This is a genomic window from Flagellimonas cixiensis, from assembly GCF_042134615.1.
In the GTDB taxonomy this organism is placed as follows: Bacteria; Bacteroidota; Bacteroidia; order Flavobacteriales; family Flavobacteriaceae; genus Flagellimonas; species Flagellimonas cixiensis.
This window is the reverse complement of the sequence record NZ_CP169639.1, coordinates 2,685,150-2,703,925: the sequence shown is the minus strand read 5'-3', so window position 1 is coordinate 2,703,925 and position 18,776 is coordinate 2,685,150. Positions and strand designations below refer to the sequence as shown.

The 18,776-nt window shown below is 39.6% G+C and carries 12 protein-coding genes; 6 read left to right on the top strand and 6 right to left on the bottom strand.

Annotated features, from left to right (window positions below; translation table 11 throughout):
• Nucleotides 1-8 precede the first annotated feature (8 nt).
• The 3 genes from ABT310_RS12095 to ABT310_RS12085 form a co-directional block, all read right to left on the bottom strand.
• Nucleotides 9-851: a universal stress protein gene (locus ABT310_RS12095; protein WP_375324143.1), complete on the bottom strand. Its 843-nt coding sequence runs from the start codon at nt 849-851 to the stop codon at nt 9-11.
• A gap of 97 nt (nt 852-948) precedes the next feature.
• Nucleotides 949-2,319, bottom strand: a complete 1,371-nt coding sequence (locus tag ABT310_RS12090) for an MBL fold metallo-hydrolase RNA specificity domain-containing protein (RefSeq protein WP_375324142.1) — start codon at nt 2,317-2,319, stop codon at nt 949-951.
• Nucleotides 2,320-2,324: 5 nt separating this feature from the next.
• Nucleotides 2,325-3,155, bottom strand: a complete 831-nt coding sequence (locus ABT310_RS12085) for an ATP cone domain-containing protein (protein WP_375324141.1) — start codon at nt 3,153-3,155, stop codon at nt 2,325-2,327.
• A 358-nt stretch (nt 3,156-3,513) separates the two neighbouring features.
• Here ABT310_RS12085 and ABT310_RS12080 point away from each other — a divergent pair, with 358 nt between their 5' ends.
• The 5 genes from ABT310_RS12080 (at nt 3,514) to ABT310_RS12060 (ending at nt 8,979) form a co-directional block, all read left to right on the top strand.
• The gene (locus ABT310_RS12080; RefSeq protein ID WP_375324140.1) at nt 3,514-4,191 is read left to right on the top strand and encodes a hypothetical protein; all 678 of its coding nucleotides are present in this window, start codon (nt 3,514-3,516) and stop codon (nt 4,189-4,191) included.
• A 62-nt stretch (nt 4,192-4,253) separates the two neighbouring features.
• Nucleotides 4,254-5,585, top strand: coding sequence for a hypothetical protein (locus ABT310_RS12075; RefSeq protein WP_375324139.1), 1,332 nt, complete (start codon nt 4,254-4,256; stop codon nt 5,583-5,585).
• A gap of 97 nt (nt 5,586-5,682) precedes the next feature.
• Nucleotides 5,683-6,324 carry a hypothetical protein gene (locus ABT310_RS12070; protein ID WP_375324138.1) on the top strand — a complete coding sequence of 214 codons (642 nt, stop codon included), beginning with the start codon at nt 5,683-5,685 and terminating at the stop codon, nt 6,322-6,324.
• Nucleotides 6,325-6,329: 5 nt separating this feature from the next.
• Nucleotides 6,330-7,418: a BamA/TamA family outer membrane protein gene (locus tag ABT310_RS12065; protein WP_375324137.1), complete on the top strand. Its 1,089-nt coding sequence runs from the start codon at nt 6,330-6,332 to the stop codon at nt 7,416-7,418.
• 61 nt (nt 7,419-7,479) lie between these two features.
• Entirely contained in the window at nt 7,480-8,979 is a 1,500-nt protein-coding gene (locus ABT310_RS12060) for an FG-GAP repeat domain-containing protein (protein ID WP_375324136.1), read from the top strand.
• Nucleotides 8,980-9,004: 25 nt separating this feature from the next.
• On the opposite strand, the gene ABT310_RS12055 is transcribed toward ABT310_RS12060, so the two are convergent.
• From ABT310_RS12055 to ABT310_RS12045, 3 genes are all read right to left on the bottom strand, one after another.
• Entirely contained in the window at nt 9,005-12,340 is a 3,336-nt protein-coding gene (locus tag ABT310_RS12055) for a VCBS repeat-containing protein (protein ID WP_375324135.1), read from the bottom strand.
• 253 nt (nt 12,341-12,593) lie between these two features.
• Nucleotides 12,594-14,294, bottom strand: coding sequence for a RagB/SusD family nutrient uptake outer membrane protein (locus tag ABT310_RS12050; protein WP_375324134.1), 1,701 nt, complete (start codon nt 14,292-14,294; stop codon nt 12,594-12,596).
• Between the two features lie 3 nt (nt 14,295-14,297).
• Nucleotides 14,298-17,501 (bottom strand): SusC/RagA family TonB-linked outer membrane protein, encoded by a 3,204-nt coding sequence (locus tag ABT310_RS12045; protein ID WP_375324133.1) that lies wholly within the window; start codon nt 17,499-17,501, stop codon nt 14,298-14,300.
• Nucleotides 17,502-18,044: 543 nt separating this feature from the next.
• On the opposite strand from ABT310_RS12045, the gene ABT310_RS12040 reads away from it, so the two are divergent.
• Nucleotides 18,045-18,761, top strand: coding sequence for an NUDIX domain-containing protein (locus ABT310_RS12040; protein WP_375324132.1), 717 nt, complete (start codon nt 18,045-18,047; stop codon nt 18,759-18,761).
• Nucleotides 18,762-18,776: the final 15 nt, after the last annotated feature.

Below are 18,776 nucleotides of genomic sequence, written 5' to 3'. Positions count from 1 at the left end.
AAATTTGATTAGAGGTTATACGGGAGGACCAAAAAGGGAATTTCACTATGAAAACCGATGTTCTTAATGACCGGTTCCACAAAAAGTTTCTCGATAAGGGAATGTTTATTTTTCACCATCACCAACATTTCCACGGTATTGTCCTTTAGAAAATTGTTGATAGCAGTGACCACTTCTTGATCGGGAAAATCGTAAAACTCGGTATTTCTTTCCAACAGTTTTCCTTCCAAAAAGGTTTTGTTGTCGGATTGCTCCTCAGTCAATCCATCCGGATGCGCGACATGTAAAATATGCAGTTTAGAATGCCAAAGTTTGGATATCGTAAGCAAAAAAGGAAGTTGGGCTTTGTTATAATCCACTTCATAATCGGTCGGGAACAACATATTGTGTGGCGTTCCATAGGTGTAGTGGGACGGAACGGCCAATACAGGAATACTTAATTTATCGATGGTTCGAACGGTATTGGAACCAAAAAGTATTTCTTTGGCCCCTGTGGCTCCTTGCGTGCCCATCACTAAAAAATCCACATTCTCAAGTCTGGACATAGATTCAATTTCATCGCCCAAGGCATTGAATGCCGCATGGGTGAAGAACGTATGTTTGGGATTCGGAAATTCGGATTCAATCCGTTTTCTGGTCTTATCCAATTCCTCCTCTACTTGATAGCGTTGATCATCGGGCAATCCAAATTGCCCTGGACTGCCAAAGGTATAATCCATTCGATATATGGGTGGTGTATAGGCATGCATCACAAAAAATACTGCTGTGGAATGCTCCAAAAGCTTTACCGCATAGGTAATGGCATTGTATGCATTCTCTGAAAAATCGGTGGGCAATATAACTCGTACCATAATCTATTTCTTTTACACCTTATCATACCAAAAGTACCATGATAATCAGACAATAATCATGACTTTGGTCACTTATCAATATTTGAACATCAATTCCTTACAACCAAATCTCCACTACCTCGTTGAGTTGGGGAATATGGCAGTTCCATCCAAATTTCTCTTCTATTTTTTGTTGATATGACTCCATGGCTGATGGTTCGCCATGAATCAAAAACACCTTTTCAGGAATATTTTTTATGCTCCCCATCCATTCCAATAGTTCTTTTTGGTCCGCGTGGGCAGAAAGGCTTTCCAAATGATAAATTTTAGCTTTTATGGGAATGATTTTTCCAAATATTTTTAATTCTGAAACCCCATCGAGCAATTTTCTTCCACGGGTTTCTTCAGCTTGGTACCCCACCAAAAGAATGGCTGTTGATTCTAAATCTCCCAACTGTTGAATATACGTTAACACCCTGCCGCCTGTGACCATTCCACTGCCCGCAATCACAATTTTAGGTCGGGGATCGTCTATGGTTTCCCAAGTTTCTGAATAAGAACCCACCAAATTTATACGGCTTTGCATATTGCGGTATTCTGTAGGCGGCAGTTTGTGCCATTCAGGAAAATGTTCAAACACCTTCAATACATTAATACCCATAGGGCTATCCACAACAATGGGAATATTGGGAATGGTGTTCCGTTTGTACAATTTCCACAATTGATACATAAGGGACTGAAGTCGTTCCACGGCAAATGATGGGATGATCAAAATCCCGCTTTCCTGGATGGCCCTGTCCACCAATCCGTCCAAAATGGCTGCTACATCTTCTTCGGGATGTAGTCTATCACCATAGGTACTTTCAACAAACAAATAATCGGCCCATTCGGGTTGTTTGGGAGGTCTTAGCAATTCGTCCTCTTGTCTACCAATATCACCAGAAAAAACAAACACTTTTCCAAACAGATTGATCTCGATATAGGTGGACCCAATAATATGCCCATTGTAATGAAAAGTTGCGGTACAGTTTTCGGAGAGGGAATTGATTTCCCCTTCTTCTATGGATTCAAAAAAACGTAGACAGAAGTCCACATCTTTGTGGGTGTAAAGTGGTAAGGCCGGATGATGTTTGCTATAGCCTTCCGTATTGGCCCTTTCGGCTTCTTCCTCTTGAATTTTGGCGCTGTCCTCCAAAATAATTCGCGCTATTTCCAAACTTGGGGCTGTTCCCAAAATTTTTCCCCGAAAACCTTGCTTCACCAAAAGCGGCAGATACCCGCAATGATCTAAATGACCATGTGTCAACAAGACCGCATCTATCTCTGAAACTTTTATGGGCAAAGAATCCCAATTCCGTTTTCGAAGTTCCTTTGCGCCCTGAAAAAAGCCACAATCCACCAAAATTTTTATCTCATCGGTATGCAGATAAAATTTAGAACCTGTAACCGTTCCCGAACCACCCAAAAAATGTATTTGTAGCTTTTGCATGACCTTTAACTTTTGCACAACGACCTCATCTCTTTTAAAATCCGGTCCTTTCGACCTTTGGACACCCCTATCTCATCCAACAGCCTATGATGCCTCTCTAAATTTCTGAAGAGCACCAAACCCTTGTCCAACAAAAATTTCTTTTCTCGTTTGGATAATAACAAGGAAACGGTAATCGGATATAATCCCAATCGGTCAATTCTATCTTTCAATCCATTTTCCAAAGGGAAATCCCAACTTAACAGGTATAATCCTGCACATTTTCCGTATAGCAAGGCGTCGCCTGTAAAACGGGTATTGGTCACCACCCACCCTTGGGTGTCCTGACTTTCATGGAGCAGTACATCTTTTACGTCCAAATACCTGGAATTAATATAAAGGGGGACCTTAACATCACATTTTAAACTCTGGTCGCCATGAAATTTACATTCGATAACGTGTAGGGTGCCATTTTTACTGGCCAACACATCAATCTCATGGGATACGCAAGTGCCCTGAACCATTTGTCCCACTTGAACTTCATAGCCCGAAAAATGCAAAACACCCGCCACGAAGCGTTCAAAAGGAAAACCGGTGGGCCCAAGCTCGTAAATGGCCTTTTTGAGTTTGTATTTGGAGGCGTAAACGGATTTTTTCTTTTTTAAAAGGGCAAAGGCCCGGTTATGGATTTCGCGAGTACTGATTCCCTGATACAGTTCTTCTTGTACACGTTCCAAAATTTCATTGACCATGGCTTCGCTCGCTCCACTATATTGAAGGGATTTCTTCAACTTTTGCATAGAGAAATGAACCTTCTCCCCTGTTGATTTGGTGATATGAAGCTGATCTTCAGTCATATGTCTAATTTACGGATCCTTTTAGTAGCAATCCATGATTTTGTTCATGTTCATCAAGAAATTAAAAAACTCAAAAACACACTACGCCTTGATTTCTAGATAGTTTACCCTTCCATGCAATTTCAAGATTAAAATATTATCGGTCTCAAAATGATTATCCCTCTTTTTTGATTAACTTGTAGTAACATTACTGAGTTCCAAAATGGAAATTCTTTCAACTCTTTGATCTTTACTTTTTCGAGCCATTTTGGCTCGAAATTCTTCCCCCTAAAAGATGATTTAGAGTTAGACCAAAAGCGATTTTATCCTTTTTGGTAAAAGAATACAATCCGATAAAGTTATTTGTAATATCAACATCATGAAGCAATTAAAAACCTCATCAGCAAAATTTTCAATCAAAAAAATTTTCCTGTTCTTCCTTGGCTTAGGTCTTTTGGGATTTTATGGCTGTAGCAGCGGTTATCTAACAAAGTCCAAAAACTATAGCAACGTAAAAAAAGAATACAATAATATCGTTGTAATCGCCAAATCCAATAGTGAGATTTCAAGAAGGTCGTTCGAGGACCGCTTGGTCGCACAACTTTATGAGAGAGGAGTGGATGCAACCGCTTCGTACAATATCCCATATTTTGATGCGAAGCCATTGCAAAGTGAAGAGGATATGAATGGTTTAAAAGACAGATTGGTAGCCGATGGCTATGATGGTGCTGTAGTGACACACATGGTAGATTCCCAACAGTTTGTAACGCAAACCCCATCTAGCGCAGTATATTATCCTGGGCCAAGATATAGGCGTTTTGGCGCTTATTATTCCTATTACCCTTCCTATAATTGGAATTCCTCTTATGTGGAAACCGGTACTAAATACTTTTTTGAAAGTGCCCTTTATTCCTTGGACAATTCGGACGCTGATAATTTACAATGGGTAGGGCAATTTAGAATTGTTGACCCTGTAGACATCGACAAGACCATTGAAAAATACAGTATCGAACTTGCTGGATTATTGGTTGCCAACAGCGTACAAGCAATGGAATAAATACTTCCAATGTTTTGGGCCGTATTCGGAAAAATATCTGTTTGCTTTATGCTACCATATTGTTGGCAACAGTTTGTGTAGACCAATTGGTTGCACAACAGAATTACAATTATGAAAATTTCGGAAACCAGTCCATTCTACTAAACGGGAATGTAACTGGTAGCGTTAGCGACCTAGGTGCTACATATTATAACCCTGCCCGTTTGGTGACCCTGAGCACCCCTGTTTTGGCCATCAATGCAAAGGTGTATCAATTACAAACCGTAAAGCTGAACAATCTTTTAGGTTTAAACAATGAACTTAAAGACAATAACTTTGGGTCCATTCCACGAATGTTGTCAGGGGTGTTTAGCATTAAAGGAATGGAAAAAGATATTTTTGCCTATTCCGCATTGACTAAAAGCAACAACGATTTTTCATTTGCCTATGAAACTGGAGAAATCGATGAATTTACCAACGGAGAATTCGAATCCGGAAAAATTGGCCTCGACAATAAAACGGATGAAGAATGGTACGGTGCCTCTTGGGCCAGAAGTCTTACAGATAAATGGGCAGTAGGAGCATCGGTTTTCTTTTCCACCTATAAAAAAACGGAATCATCCACGGCACGTTACATTTATGTAGGCGATGATGATCTTTTGGGAGTGTATCAAAGGGAGGTGCTTTTGGAACAGACCTCTTCCGGTTTTTTCTCCAAAATTGGGATTTGCTATGTTGACGAATCCATTGAACTCGGTCTCAATATTGACCTTCCCTACTTCCAAATTAAAGGAAAGGGACGAATCGCCGAGGAAAAATTGGTCAGTGGGAATACCGAAACCAGCGGATTGTTCACTTCCATGGACCTGCAAGATTTAAAAGCCAAACGAAAACGTCCCATCGGTTTTCAATTTGGGGCAGGAATTCCATTAAAAAATGGAAGAATACACACAAAAATAAGCTGGAACAAAAGATTAAAACCCTATACACTGATCCAAACACCGGATTTATTACGGAATGGTTCATTTACTGAGGAATTTCGTTCTGTTTTTAATTATGGTATTGGTTATCAACATAACTTCTCGGACATATTTAGTGCTTACGGCAGTTTTTCAACGGATTTTTCACCATTTGATTCCAGTGCTTCCCTATTTGATTTGATCGATGAGGAGCAACGTCGAACTTCCTTTAATACGGACTATTATCATTTTGGACTGGGAACGCGAACCTCAATTGCAAGTATCGGATTCACCATAGGCGCCATTTATTCCCATGGTAAATCAAATTTTAATAGTCCATTGGATTTGAATCTTGAAAATAATACGGGTAATGCTGAATTGATCTTGACTCGCTGGAGATTTCTGCTAGGACTGGACATCAAATTATTCAGCAAAAAAACTGAAAAGAACATTTAAACAAATCCCCCAACCATGTCCCCAAATGCTAATTCTTTCACCAACAAGTTTATCTATTTTGCCGGGGGGCCGAATCTTGAACCTCAAAAAAAATTATATGAAACAGTCCATTTTTTTCTTAGCAACAATTCTCTTCCTATTTATAGGGTTAACACAAAGTAATGCCCAAAGCATAGAAGTATCTGCCAGTTACGGTTATCAATTTGGCACCAAACTCAATTACGGTAGAAACTATCTTAAAATTAATGACAGTGACCAGTACCATATTACTGTGGGTTACGACATGGGATATGTTGGAGCTGAGATTTCGTATACAAGAATGGGAAGTGAACTGCTGGTCAGAGACATTAATTACACCAACGGTGAGGAACGATTATCCGATATGGTCGTGGATTTAATTCAAGTAAGCGGCCTTAAATATTTTGGCAACGACGATATAAAACCTTTTTTAGGTGGTGGATTGGGATTGGCCATTTTGAGTCCATCCAACGAAAATCGTGACTTGACTTCCCGTGACCTAAGTTCGTCCACAAAGTTTGCATTTTCCGCAAAAGGTGGTGTTAAAATGTTACTTACCCCTCGTTTTGGAATTGTGCTCCAAGGCCATTTGTTCTTTCCTGTGGAATGGGGCGGTTTGTATGTTGGTGTAGGTCCAGGAGGTCCCACTACTGGTGTAAATGTTGGAACCACTACTATAATAGGCGCTTTATCAGGGGGCGTCTTTATTAAATTAAACTAGGTTTTATGGGCTGTCAAACCAAAAATATCCTTATCTGCTCGCGATTGGGCATCCTTAGTTTGATTTGCTGCAGTTTTTTGTTCAGTCAACCGATTTATGGGCAAAAAAACAAAACAGATGAAGAAAAAAAGATTACCGCAAAAGTTTTTCCTTATATCAATTATAGCAGGACTTTGGAACTTCAGATGGGAATTGTAGGCTCCATGATGTACCGGTTAACCGAAAAGGACACCATTTCTCCAAAATCCATGTCGGGTGTCATGGGATTGTACACAACAAACGATTCTTATTTGGTAGGAACATTCCACCGTTGGTTTTTACATGAGGATGATTGGCGGATTACATTTTATTTAATGAATGGGACCCAACGAGCCCAAGTATATGTTTCCGAAGTGGAACAGCCCGGTTTTACAGATTACGCCTCCAATATTACCATCATAAATTTAAGTGTCTTGAGAAGAATCAAAAAGCAATGGTACGGAGGTCTAGGTTTTACCTACAATATTGCCTCTACAGCATTTGAGGACACTGAAGAGCCCGATAAGAGCAATTACCTGGGATTTTTGGTGCAATCATCCATTGATAAGCGAAATCAAATTTATTACCCCACAAAAGGCTCACTTACCAACATCAAATGGAACTCATTTCCAACAGCCTTGGGCAATGATGAGGATATCAACTTAATTTCGGTGAGTTACAACAAGTATATGGATTTCCCCAACAACAATAATATTCTTGCATTTCGCGGGCATGCCAAATTTGGATTAGGTGCCTTAAATTTTGAGCGACAAGTGGTTATTGGTGGAAAAGATATTCGTGGTTACTCTGATGGAAAATATCGGGGGGATGGGATTTTTGCCCTTCAAGGGGAATACCGACTCAATTTTAATAATAATATGGGCATCGTAGGATTTTTAGGGGCTGCCACCATATTTGGATCCACCAATGAAGAATTCAATGGTAAACTGTACCCGGGCATCGGTATGGGATACCGATACACCATTTTTAAAGAAGATAATTTCAATATCGGCTTGGATGGTGCCTTGGGTAAAGACGATTGGGGCATTTATTTTAGAATTGGAGAGTCTTTTTAGGTGCTTTTATATATTTTCACCTACTTTAATAGGTATCCATAAAGTAACCCAGTCCTAATTAATGAGAATATCTAGTATCCTGCTTTGCTTATTAATAGTTTCTTGTGCAAAAATAAGACAAGACCAAGGAGAACAACTTTACGCCACCCATTGTGCCCGTTGTCATACCCTACCTAAAATCGACCATTTGACCAAAAATGAATGGGCGTTGAATGTATTGCCCGAAATGGGAACCCGAATGGGCATAAAAGATTCAACATTTGACCCCTATAAGGGCTACACCCATGCGGAACAGTATGAACGCATGTTATCAGGAGCATATAGTGCAGTACCCACAATAACAGAGGAAGATTGGCAAGATTTAAAGAAATATATCATTGCTAATGCTCCCGATGAATTACCCAAAATTGAGGAAGCAACTTACCAGACGTTGGAGCAGTTTACTTTTAAAAATATTGCAATAGACAGTGTTCCGGGGTCAACGATTTCCTTTTTGGATTTTGATGAGCAAACCAAAAATATTGTATTGGGAGATTTGAACGGTTCGTACAAGACTTATGATTATGCCACACAAAAAACACAACAACACTTTCAGTCGCGCAATGCAATAACCGCAATCACAAACCTAGATTCGACCAGCTATATTACATCGGTCGGACTATTGAATCCTTCCGAACTGAAGGAGGGCTCTTTAACGGTAAGGCAAGGGGAATCCACCAAGACCATAGCTACCGAACTGCACCGGCCGGTCCACACTTTGGTTCATGACTTTAATCATGATGGGGAAAATGAAATAATTGTTTGTGAGTTTGGTCATTTGACCGGTTCGCTGAGTCTATTGAAAAAAAATGACCAAGGTATTTATGAAAAAAGCCTTTTGGCACAAAGCCCCGGTGCCACTAAATCCATTATTAGAGATTTAAATAATGATGATAAGGACGACATTGTATTTTTACAGGCACAGGGCGACGAAACTTTGATGGTACTATATCAACAAGAGAACCTGACCTTTTCCATGGACAAGTTGCTTCGGTTTAGTCCAATTTATGGCACCAGCTGGTTTGAAATGACCGATGTTGATGGTGATGGTGATGAAGACATTATTACCGTCCATGGTGATAATGCCGACAAAACCCAAATATTAAAACCCTACCACGGCATGCGCATTCATCTTAACGATGGGAACAACAGGTTTGAAGAAGCATTTTTTTATCCTATGTACGGAGCTACAAGAAGCGCTTCTGGAGATTACGATCAAGATGGCGACATAGATATTGCCCTTGTCTCCTCTTTTCCCAATTATGATGAGGAATTCGTAAAGACCTTTGTGTATTTGGAAAATATAGGGGAGGCAGAATTTCAGTTTCAATCAAAAACATTGCCGCAAGAATATGACGACAAATGGTTTTTAATTGCATCCGCCGATGTGGATTCCGATGGTGATTTGGACATTATATTAAGTGCCTTCACCTATAATTTCAGTCCAATACCTGAAGAATTGGCTACAAAATGGAGTTCATCAACAGATATACTGGTTTTAGAAAACACCCTGATCCAATAAAGGAGATCCTTTAAAATAGTTTTAACTAGCTTTTTGTATAAACCAATAGCTTGTTCCTATTTTGTGAAACCACAATAAATGGGTTTCCTCCACCTGCTCGTTCCACCAAAATCATGTCTTTCCCATCTCCCGTAACCTTAAATCCGCTTTCTTGGGCATCTTTAAATTCGAAACCACCTTGGCCGTCACCAACCAAAACACCACCGTTAAAGGCATCGTACCGTCCAATGAATGCTTCGTTGCCATAATCGTTACCTATCATAAAAATACTGGTGTTTTGTCCACCGTTGGGATTGGAAGTAATCATGCATTTTATTGGGGCCATTTGTGTTTGCCAAGGCAAGTCTGCCATACTAAAGTTGCCCTTTCCGTCATTTTGGAAATAGCTGGTTTGGTCATGATTTGCCATTAATTCAACAGCACCTTCAAGCTCTTCTGGGGTGAAAAGCTCACTTTTGGTGGTCTTGGCAAATTCACGGAAATAATTGAACTTCTTTCTGAACATTGGACTTTGGGCCATCAAATCCCCCCAATAATTTACAGGATAAGGCGCATAGGTTCCATTTTCAAAATCCCCTTTAAAATAGGCGAACAACACTGGGTCTATTGCACCATTATCATCAAAATCCTTGGCCAACATAGTTACTGGTCTGTCCTGTGAAGGTTGGTAAAAATTATTGGTTCCCAGGTTACCTGCAAGCAAATCTATATCGCCATCGTTATCAAAATCTTGCGCCAAAACGCATTCCCACCAACCAGATAGCTGTTGTATTCCCGATTCGGCAACTGCTTGGAACGAATCCTTTTTATTGAGAAACACGGTAACGGGCATAAACTCCCCGACCAAAATAAGATCTTTTAAGTTGTCATTGTCCAAATCCGCCCATTTTACATCGGTCACCATTCCCGGGGTCCTTAGGGCTGGGCTGTACTCATCGGTCACATCAACAAGGGTTCCGTTTTCATTTTTTAACAGGTAGCAATTATCGGGCTTCGGAAACTGGGAGAAAGGGGTTCGTCCTCCAACAAATAGATCTACAAAACCATCTCCGTCAAAATCTTCGGCCTCTACCACCGAACCACTAGAACTTATTTTGGGCAGTCTATCAGTTGATTTGGTGAATTTCTTGTTTCCTTCATTGATCATCAAATAATCTTGGTAGTATGGTGAATCCAAATCAAATTCGTTACTACCAGAAACCATATAAATATCCAAATCTCCATCGTTGTCCAAATCGAAAAGCGAAATACTGGTCTCCTCAAACATTTTACTCCCCTCATCTTCAAATAAGGATGTGCTGGTAAACATTCCATCGGCATTTTGCCAATAAATTATTGGTGAGTAGCCCGATGAGCTTCCAATAATAAAATCCTCAAAACCATCTCCATTAATATCTCCCTTGGCCAGACGTGGACCATTTTGGGATAGTTTGTGCGGTAAGGTGGGCTGTACATAAAAATCGGCTTTATCTGTTTCTTTGTGGACAAAACTTATTCCAACTTCGTCCGCTATTTCTTTATATATAGGGTCCGTTTTCTTTGGAGCTAATGGAAAGGCCAACGCATTGCCCGCAACCTTACTCGCATCGGCATAATTCACCTGAAGTGTTTGATTGCCTTCAATATTATTGAACGCTTGGTATTTTCCATCGGGCCATAACACCTCAATGGATTCGATGTTCTTTTTATCGCCGATTCCAAAATGCGCCACACTTTGTACGGTTGATAAATAGCCACGGTTTAACTGGTGCTCGTAATATTGAAAACTTCCATCCTCAAATCGAACGGCTACTTTGGTGCCCAGACCTGCCCTATTGGTTTCGGGACCTTCCAAATCTAATTGCAGGTAATTTTTATTGGTTCTGGTGTCGGATTCCAGGTTATTTCTAAATAGGAAAGCCTCATCATTGATATTGCTTACCACATAATCCAAGTCACCATCCCCATCCAAATCGGCAAATACAGCACCGTTCGAGAATGAGGGGATACTTAAGCCCCACGCTTCACCAACATCTTTAAACTGTCCATTACCTTCATTTTTGTATGCATAATTTGGAATTTTCACAACAGGGATGGAATCCAATATTTGTGCGGTACTCAAGTATCGTTGCACATTAAAGTTAAATTCTCCAAAATCAAGGTCTGTGATATCGCGAGGAAAACCATTGGTGATCAACAGGTCCTTTTGCCCATCGTTATCGGCATCCACAAAAAGTGGTGACCAGCTCCAGTCGGTCTTGGAAATACCCGCCATCATACCTATTTCACTATAGGGCACATCGGGCCCTTGTCCCATTTGGAGCATATTTCTCATATATTGATAATCATAATCGAACCTCTCGTTCATATAATAATCATTATACTTGGTAGCTTTTACGGTAGTTTTTAATCGATTGTTGGTTTCTCCCAACATATCGAGGGTGACGATATCCAAATACCCATCGTTATTGAAATCTGAAATATCGTTCCCCATGGAGAATTTGCTCTGGTGCTTTACGTAGTCGCTAATTTTATCAGTAAACGTACCATCACCATTATTGATGTAGAGAATATCGTTGCTCAAATAATCGTTGCTGACGTAAATATCGGGCCAACCATCATAATTTAAATCTGAAATGGCAATACCTAATCCATATCCTTCAATGGTAATACCGGCTTCCATGGTCACGTCGGTGAAGGTATTGTCACCATTATTTCTGTATAAACGGTCGTTACTTTTTGACGATCCATCTAAAATTTTATCCCTGTAATTGGATGGCAACACATGAATATCCACATTGTTAAGCACATATAAATCCATTAAACCATCCTTGTTGTAGTCCAAGAAGGCTGCGTTCATACTGTTGTAGTTGCCCGCGATGCCATATTCTTTTGCCATTTCTTTAAAAACAGGAATGCCATCCGCATCCACTCCTTGGTTTACAAAGAGAATGTTTGCCTTTTCTTCATCTGATTCGTACATGGCGGTACAAACATAAATATCCAATAAGCCATCGTTGTTGATATCAATTACAGCCGTCCCTGTTTTCCATTGATCGCTGGCAGCAACTCCAGCTGCATCGGTAACGTCTTTAAACTTGAAATTGCCCTGATTGAGGTATAATTTATTGGTGACTTGGTTACCTGTAAAGAAAAGATCGGGTTGGTCATCGTTATTAAAATCACCCACGGCAACACCACCACCATTAAAAATGTACTCGCTGGTTAAAATATTAAAGCTATCGGTTTCTACGATTTTATTATTGAAGGTTACCCCAGATTGATTGGAAGAAATTTGGGTAAACAAGGTGTTTTCTTTCTTTTTGGAACAAGAAACTACCGATACAATTACTAGTGCTGTTGCTATATATTTTTTAACCACAGTTGCTGTTGATTTATTAGGGTTGAAAGAAAAATAAAAAGTAATAAGAGTTTTTTTGACTACAAAGTACTAGGCCTTTATTATTCAAAAATTAACCGATTATTTATTAAAAGCATGCTTTAAAAAAACATGCTGGCAAAATAAGATTCTTACTTACAAATTGGTGCAAAATGATAAAAATAAAAATAGGCTGCCAAAGTTAATTGGCAACCTATTCAACTAAATTAAAATTTAACTAACTCAGACTCTATTTTTAATAGCCAGGGTTTTGGGTTAAAATACCACCACTCTGGTCAATTGCATTTACTGGGATTGGATACAAATCGTGCTTAGGTTGATAAGTTTTGAATTTAGAATCATATCCAGAAAGGTAAAAATCCTCTCCTTCGTTTTGGATGTACGTGTTGATAGTTTCCATGGCAACACCCCATCTTCTTAGATCAAATAATCTGTGACCTTCCATTCCAAATTCCAAACGACGCTCAAATCGAACTGCTTTTCTAGCTTCTGCTTGATTGGCAAATGACGTGTATAGTTCAATTTCATAATTGGCAGCATCAGCTGTCCCATCTACAGTTTTAACGTACGTCATGTTTTTGGCTCTGTTACGAACTTGATTTACGTAGTTCAAGGCCAAGGCCAAATCTGGAGTTGGTTTTTCAACAGCTGCTTCCGCGGCCATCAACAATACATCTGCATAACGCAAAATATTATAGTTGATACCAGACCAATCGGAGCCCCATCCACCAGTACCACGGTTGGCATCCACTTCGTCTGCCTGGTACACGTTCTTTTTAGGAAGGTACGGTCCAGAAATATCCTGGAACGTTGCTCTAATCCATTCTTTACCCGGGTTTATACCAAAACCATTATAATCAATCCCTCTTCGAGAAACTGTGTAATCCAATCTTGGATCTAGTGGTCCAGTATGTGGTGTAAAGGGATCTGCACTGTTGATTCCGTAGTCACTTACCACATCGGTATCTGCATAAGAATCCAACAATGGTAAACCACCACTGGTTTGGTATGCATTTACCAAGTCCTGGGTTGGCTGGTAAAATCCACAGCAAGTACCCAAAGGTCCACCACCAGGATAATTCAATGTACCAGCTCCGTTACCATTAAAGGAACGACCTGTATCTGCTGAAAACTGAATAGCGAACATAGATTCTGGTCCGTTTTCACCTGCAAAATTAAAGTTGTCCACAAACTCTTCATTTAACGAGTATGGTCCATTGTTAATCACATCGTTAAATTGGGTCAAGGCTGCATCATATTTACCTTGATATAGCAATGCTTTACCTAAATATGCCTTAGCCACCCATGAATTTGCTCTACCAACTATAATATCAGAACCCAACATTCCAATCGCCTGATTTAAATCAGCTTCGATTTCCGCCCAAACAGGACCTGGGTTGGGTTGGTTGAATTCTTGGTTTACTAAATTTTCAACAGATATAAACGGAACGTTTCCATAAAACTTTTGCAGTTCAAAATTATAGTATGCTCTTAAGAAAAGGGCTTCACCTGCTTGTTGTGTAAAATCACCATCTGGAATTTGACTTATCAAATCCAAAACAGCATTACAGCGGTTAACACCTCCAAAAAGTGCACTCCATCTTCCCAAGAACCAGTTGTTACCGGTTTGCCAGTCCAAGGTTTCAACTTGGAACAAGGCAGTGTTATCACCATCGGTACTACCTCTGTGCGCATCATCGGACACTACATCGGACCACCAGTTATCTCCACCTGCTGCTACACCTTCTCCTTGACGGTTGATACGCTCACCATCCATTGCGGAGTAGGCAGCTGTCAATTTAAGATCTACACCCAGTGCATTCTGCAAGGCCTCATCTGAAAGTGCTCCTGTTGCTGGCTTTTCTGTGAAATCTTCACTACAGGACCATAGCAAGAGTCCTGCTAGTATGGTTGAATATATTACTCTCTTTTTCATTTTTTAAAATTTTAAATTAACCCCGAAGGAATAAATTGAAGCTAAAGGGTAGTTGTTATCGGAAACACCTATTGTAAGGTTATCGATAGATCCATCACCGTTAAACCTTGGCTGAAGCTCAGGATCAACTCCATCATAACCAGAAATAGTAAATAGGTTGGTACCTTGAATGTAGAAACGAACACTGTCCATACCTACATAACTAGCAACATCATCGCTGAAAGTATATCCAATTTGAAGGTTTTTCAATCTCATGTATGATCCATCTTCCACGAAGAACGAATTCGCTTGACCTTCGTTATTGGTGATACTCTGGCTCAATGCTGGCAATGAAGCATCTTGGTTGTCTGGTGTCCAAGAATCCAATACTCTTGTACTTCTGTTTGCGTTAAAAAAGGATGGGAAATCTGTATACACTTTTTCGTTATTAAAGATTTCGTTTCCTTGAGAACCTTGGAAGAATGCTGACATATCAAATCCTTTGTACCCCATTGTCAAGTTAACACCGTAAGTGAAATCAGGGTGAGGAGAACCAATATATGTTCTATCATCATCGTTGATAACACCGTCATTGTTTAAATCTGCATATTTAAATCTACCAACACCGTCAGCAGCTGTTGCAAATCCTTGATCGGCCGCAGCAGAAACTTCAGCTTCTGAAGCAAAAATACCTTCTACAACTCTACCATAGAAAGATGAAATTGGTTGTCCTTCCTCAGTTCTGGTTACAGTACCTGTAGTTCTAAAACCTCCAAATCCGGTTTGGAAAGCACTGATCAAATCAACTACTTCATTTTTGTAGCTGGAGAAGTTCACATCAATTCCATAGCTAAAGCCTGAATCGGTCTGATCTGAATAACTTAAAGTTGCATCCACACCTTTGTTCTCAATAGAACCTAGGTTTACAAAAGGTGGTGCAGCATCGATTGCTGTAGAACTATACAAGCTAAAGTCTTGGTTGATCAAATCTTTGGTTTTGATCGTAAAGTATTCTGCAGAAAGGTTCAATCTGTTATCAAAGAATCCCAATTCCACACCAAAGTTGGTAGTTTCACTGGTTTCCCAACGCAAGTTTGGGTTTCCTGCTGCAGACAAAAGAGCTCCTTGAGTTGCTCCTCCACTACCGCTATATACGTAGTTGGCATATTGCTCACTTAAAGCAGAAATGTTGATTGTTGGGTTGTTCACAGGCAATGTTTGGTTACCCATTTGACCCCAAGATCCTTTTAATTTCAATCGACTGATAAAAGAATCAGTAGACCAGAAATTTTCGTTGCTTACTACCCAACCTGCACTAATGGATGGGAAAATATCACTTTTGTTATCTCCTTTAAATCTTGAAGATTCATCACGACGTACAGTAGCTGTCAATAAATAACGACCATCATAATCGTAGTTTACGGTACCAAACAACGAGAACAAAGAGGATGCGTTATCATAAGCATAGGCTACGTTTGGAGTACCTCCACCATTGCTCAACAAATAGTAATCTGGAGTTTCGAAGAAATAATCGGTTCTTGAAATACCTTTTCCTTTACCATGTACATCCAAAGCTTCGATACCTACCAAAGCATTAATACTGTGGTCTCCAAAAGACTTGTTATAACTTAAAGTATTGGTCCAAACCCACTCATAGGTATCTTGATCATTCTCTGTAAGTGTGTTGGTGGAAATAGGCTCTGAAGATTCTGGAATCAAAGCTCTAAAACTTCTATCATTAAAGGCTCTAATGGAACCACCCAAAGATGTTTTGAACTGCAATCCATCAAAAATGTCAACGGTAGCATAAATATCACCAAACACTCTAAATGTTTTGGCAAAATTGTCTTTTTGACGGTAAGCTTCAGCTACTGGGTTGTTTGGGTTGGAAAGTCCAGTATCATTACTATAGTTTCCACCAAAATTACCATCGGTATCATATACCGGTACCAATGGAGACATCCTTAGAGCAAAGTTGTTCCAAGATTGTCCACCACTTCTTCTATCAAAAGAAATATTTGCGTGTTGTCCAATACGGACTCTATCACCCACTTTAAATTCAGAGTTTAAACGAGCAGAACCTCTTTTAAATCCTGTGTGAATCTGGATACCCTGACGGTTCAAATAGCTGGTAGAGAATAAGAATTTAGATTTTTCGTTACCGTTTTCCAAAGTTAGGGAAACGTTTTGCGTTACCGCAGATCTGTAAATTTCATCCAACCAATCAGTTCCTCCTTCTGGCACAACCATAGTAACAGGAACCCCTTGAATAGTCTCAGGAATAACAGGTGACGCTCCATTACCATATTGTGGGTGCTGAGGAGTACCACCATCGTTCAAGATACTTTGCCAAATCATTTCACCATGTTGTTGTGTATTCAACATGTCCGGCAACTTAGATGGTGTAGAGAAACCTGTGTACATATCCAAAGATACTTTTGCAGTATCCAAGTTGTACCCACCACTTTTGGTAGTTACGATCACAACACCATTGGATGCACGAGCACCATAAATAGCAGCTGCACCATCCTTAAGTACGTTCATCTGTTGGATGTCTGCTGGGTTAATGGAGTTCAAGATACCAGGATCATCAGTTTGCACACCGTCAATAATGTACAAAGGATCGTTACTGTTACCTGTACCATAACCCCTAATACGCACTACAGGAGTAGCACCTGGAGAACCATTGTTTGTAATGGTTACCCCGGAAACCCTACCTTGTAATGCTTCAGCAGCATTCACAACTGGTGTTTTTGTGGCTTCGGCAACATCTACAGTACCCACGGAACCAGTTAGTTCACCTCTGGTCTGCGTACCATAACCGGTCACAACCACTTCATCCAATGCTGCCGCATCTTCTTCCATGGTAACATCAACAGTAGCATTGCCGTTTACCGGAATTTCTACTGTTTTAAACCCTACGTAAGAAAAAATAAGGGTTGCATCGGAAGCAGCTGTAATGGAATAATTTCCATCAAAATCCGCTTGCGTACCATTTGTGGTACCCTTCACAATAACGTTGGTACCTGGAAGGGGAGTCCCCATTGCATCTACTACTGTACCTGTAATTGTAATTTGAAATGGAGGCGCAGAAGTCTCATCCGAGTCTGGGGTTGCTGCAAACGCATACCCCCCGACCAACATCATTGTCATTGACAAAAAGAATGCTTGAAACGTTTTAACCGAATCAGCCCATCTTGCCAAAATCTGAATTTTGTTTTGATTCATAGATAGTTTATTTAGTTTGTTATTTTGAATTGATTCAGACCGTGCATATTGTCTCAATCGGGAACAATAATAGGTAAAATTTTACAATTAGCAATATTTTAACATTAAATATTATAAAATTAAAATCAGCCCCCTCATAAATATCAAATTGATAATTCCATATTTCAAAAAGTCAATGTACATCTGGGTTCCACTCAATTATCAATACACATTTCATAATGGATTTCCATGCTTCTAAAAAGCAACAACTCCGCTTAGAATTGTTAAAAAAACACATCGCTGGTTTTGAGATACTGCCAAATCAAAAAAAGTAACGATCGTCATTGTTTACTCTAACAGATGTACTCTCCACTCCAATATCCTATACTTGAATAGGAATAGCGTTTGAATGTTGAGCATTCATTGCCCATTTTACCATAACCCCAGTAAAACCAAATGATACATTCTCAATTTCAAACTTATTATTGTATCAATTTGACACAATAATACTTTCTTTTTTTTATAATAATATTTTTTTACCGTAATTTTTGCGATGTTTACAACATGTTACCTTCAGAAAAAGAACATATAACCAACATTGCATACGACACTGTAATCTTTGGTTTTACAGGGAATGAGCTAAAAATTTTAATCTTAGAATATCAAAATTCTGGACTATTTGCACTTCCCGGAGGATTTATTAGGAGAGACGAAAACCTATACGATGCAGTAAAACGTGGAGTAAGGGAAAGGACTGGATTGGAAAGAATACATTTGGAACAATTCCACACCTTCGGCAAGAAAAATCGAGATAGTTCTTACCCTTTTAAAAAGATAGCTGCAGGAAAAGGTTATCCCATTACTTCAGACCATTGGGTTTTGGATCGTTTTATAACCGTGGGGTACTATGCCCTTATCGATTACAATGAAGTGAAACCCACACCTGATAAATTTTCGGATTCCATAGACTGGCATGCTATTGACAAATTACCTCCCCTTATGATCGATCATGAAGAAATTGTTGAAAAAGCCATTGAGGCCATCAGAAGCGATTTGGGTAAAAAACCAATTGGAACCAATCTTTTGCCAAAAAAATTCACCATGAAAGAATTGCAAAGGGTGTACGAGGTCATTTTGAACAAAGAATTCAGAAGAACCACGTTTCAACGCAAAATGCTCAGTATGGACTTTCTGAAAAGACACGAAAAACTATATACCGGAGCGGCCAACAAAGCTCCTTATTTATATAGTTTTGACCAAAGCAAAGTCGAAAAGGAATAAAAAATCACAAATCTA

What these genes read in the sequence shown, in the direction of transcription:
- ABT310_RS12095 (WP_375324143.1), bottom strand. Translation starts at nt 851, where the DNA reads ATGGTACGAGTTATATTGCCCACCGATTTTTCAGAGAATGCATACAAT.
- ABT310_RS12090 (WP_375324142.1), bottom strand. Translation starts at nt 2,319, where the DNA reads ATGCAAAAGCTACAAATACATTTTTTGGGTGGTTCGGGAACGGTTACA.
- ABT310_RS12085 (WP_375324141.1), bottom strand. Translation starts at nt 3,155, where the DNA reads ATGACTGAAGATCAGCTTCATATCACCAAATCAACAGGGGAGAAGGTT.
- ABT310_RS12080 (WP_375324140.1), top strand. Translation starts at nt 3,514, where the DNA reads ATGAAGCAATTAAAAACCTCATCAGCAAAATTTTCAATCAAAAAAATT.
- ABT310_RS12070 (WP_375324138.1), top strand. Translation starts at nt 5,683, where the DNA reads ATGAAACAGTCCATTTTTTTCTTAGCAACAATTCTCTTCCTATTTATA.
- ABT310_RS12065 (WP_375324137.1), top strand. Translation starts at nt 6,330, where the DNA reads ATGGGCTGTCAAACCAAAAATATCCTTATCTGCTCGCGATTGGGCATC.
- ABT310_RS12060 (WP_375324136.1), top strand. Translation starts at nt 7,480, where the DNA reads ATGAGAATATCTAGTATCCTGCTTTGCTTATTAATAGTTTCTTGTGCA.
- ABT310_RS12050 (WP_375324134.1), bottom strand. Translation starts at nt 14,294, where the DNA reads ATGAAAAAGAGAGTAATATATTCAACCATACTAGCAGGACTCTTGCTA.
- ABT310_RS12045 (WP_375324133.1), bottom strand. Translation starts at nt 17,501, where the DNA reads ATGAATCAAAACAAAATTCAGATTTTGGCAAGATGGGCTGATTCGGTT.
- ABT310_RS12040 (WP_375324132.1), top strand. Translation starts at nt 18,045, where the DNA reads ATGTTACCTTCAGAAAAAGAACATATAACCAACATTGCATACGACACT.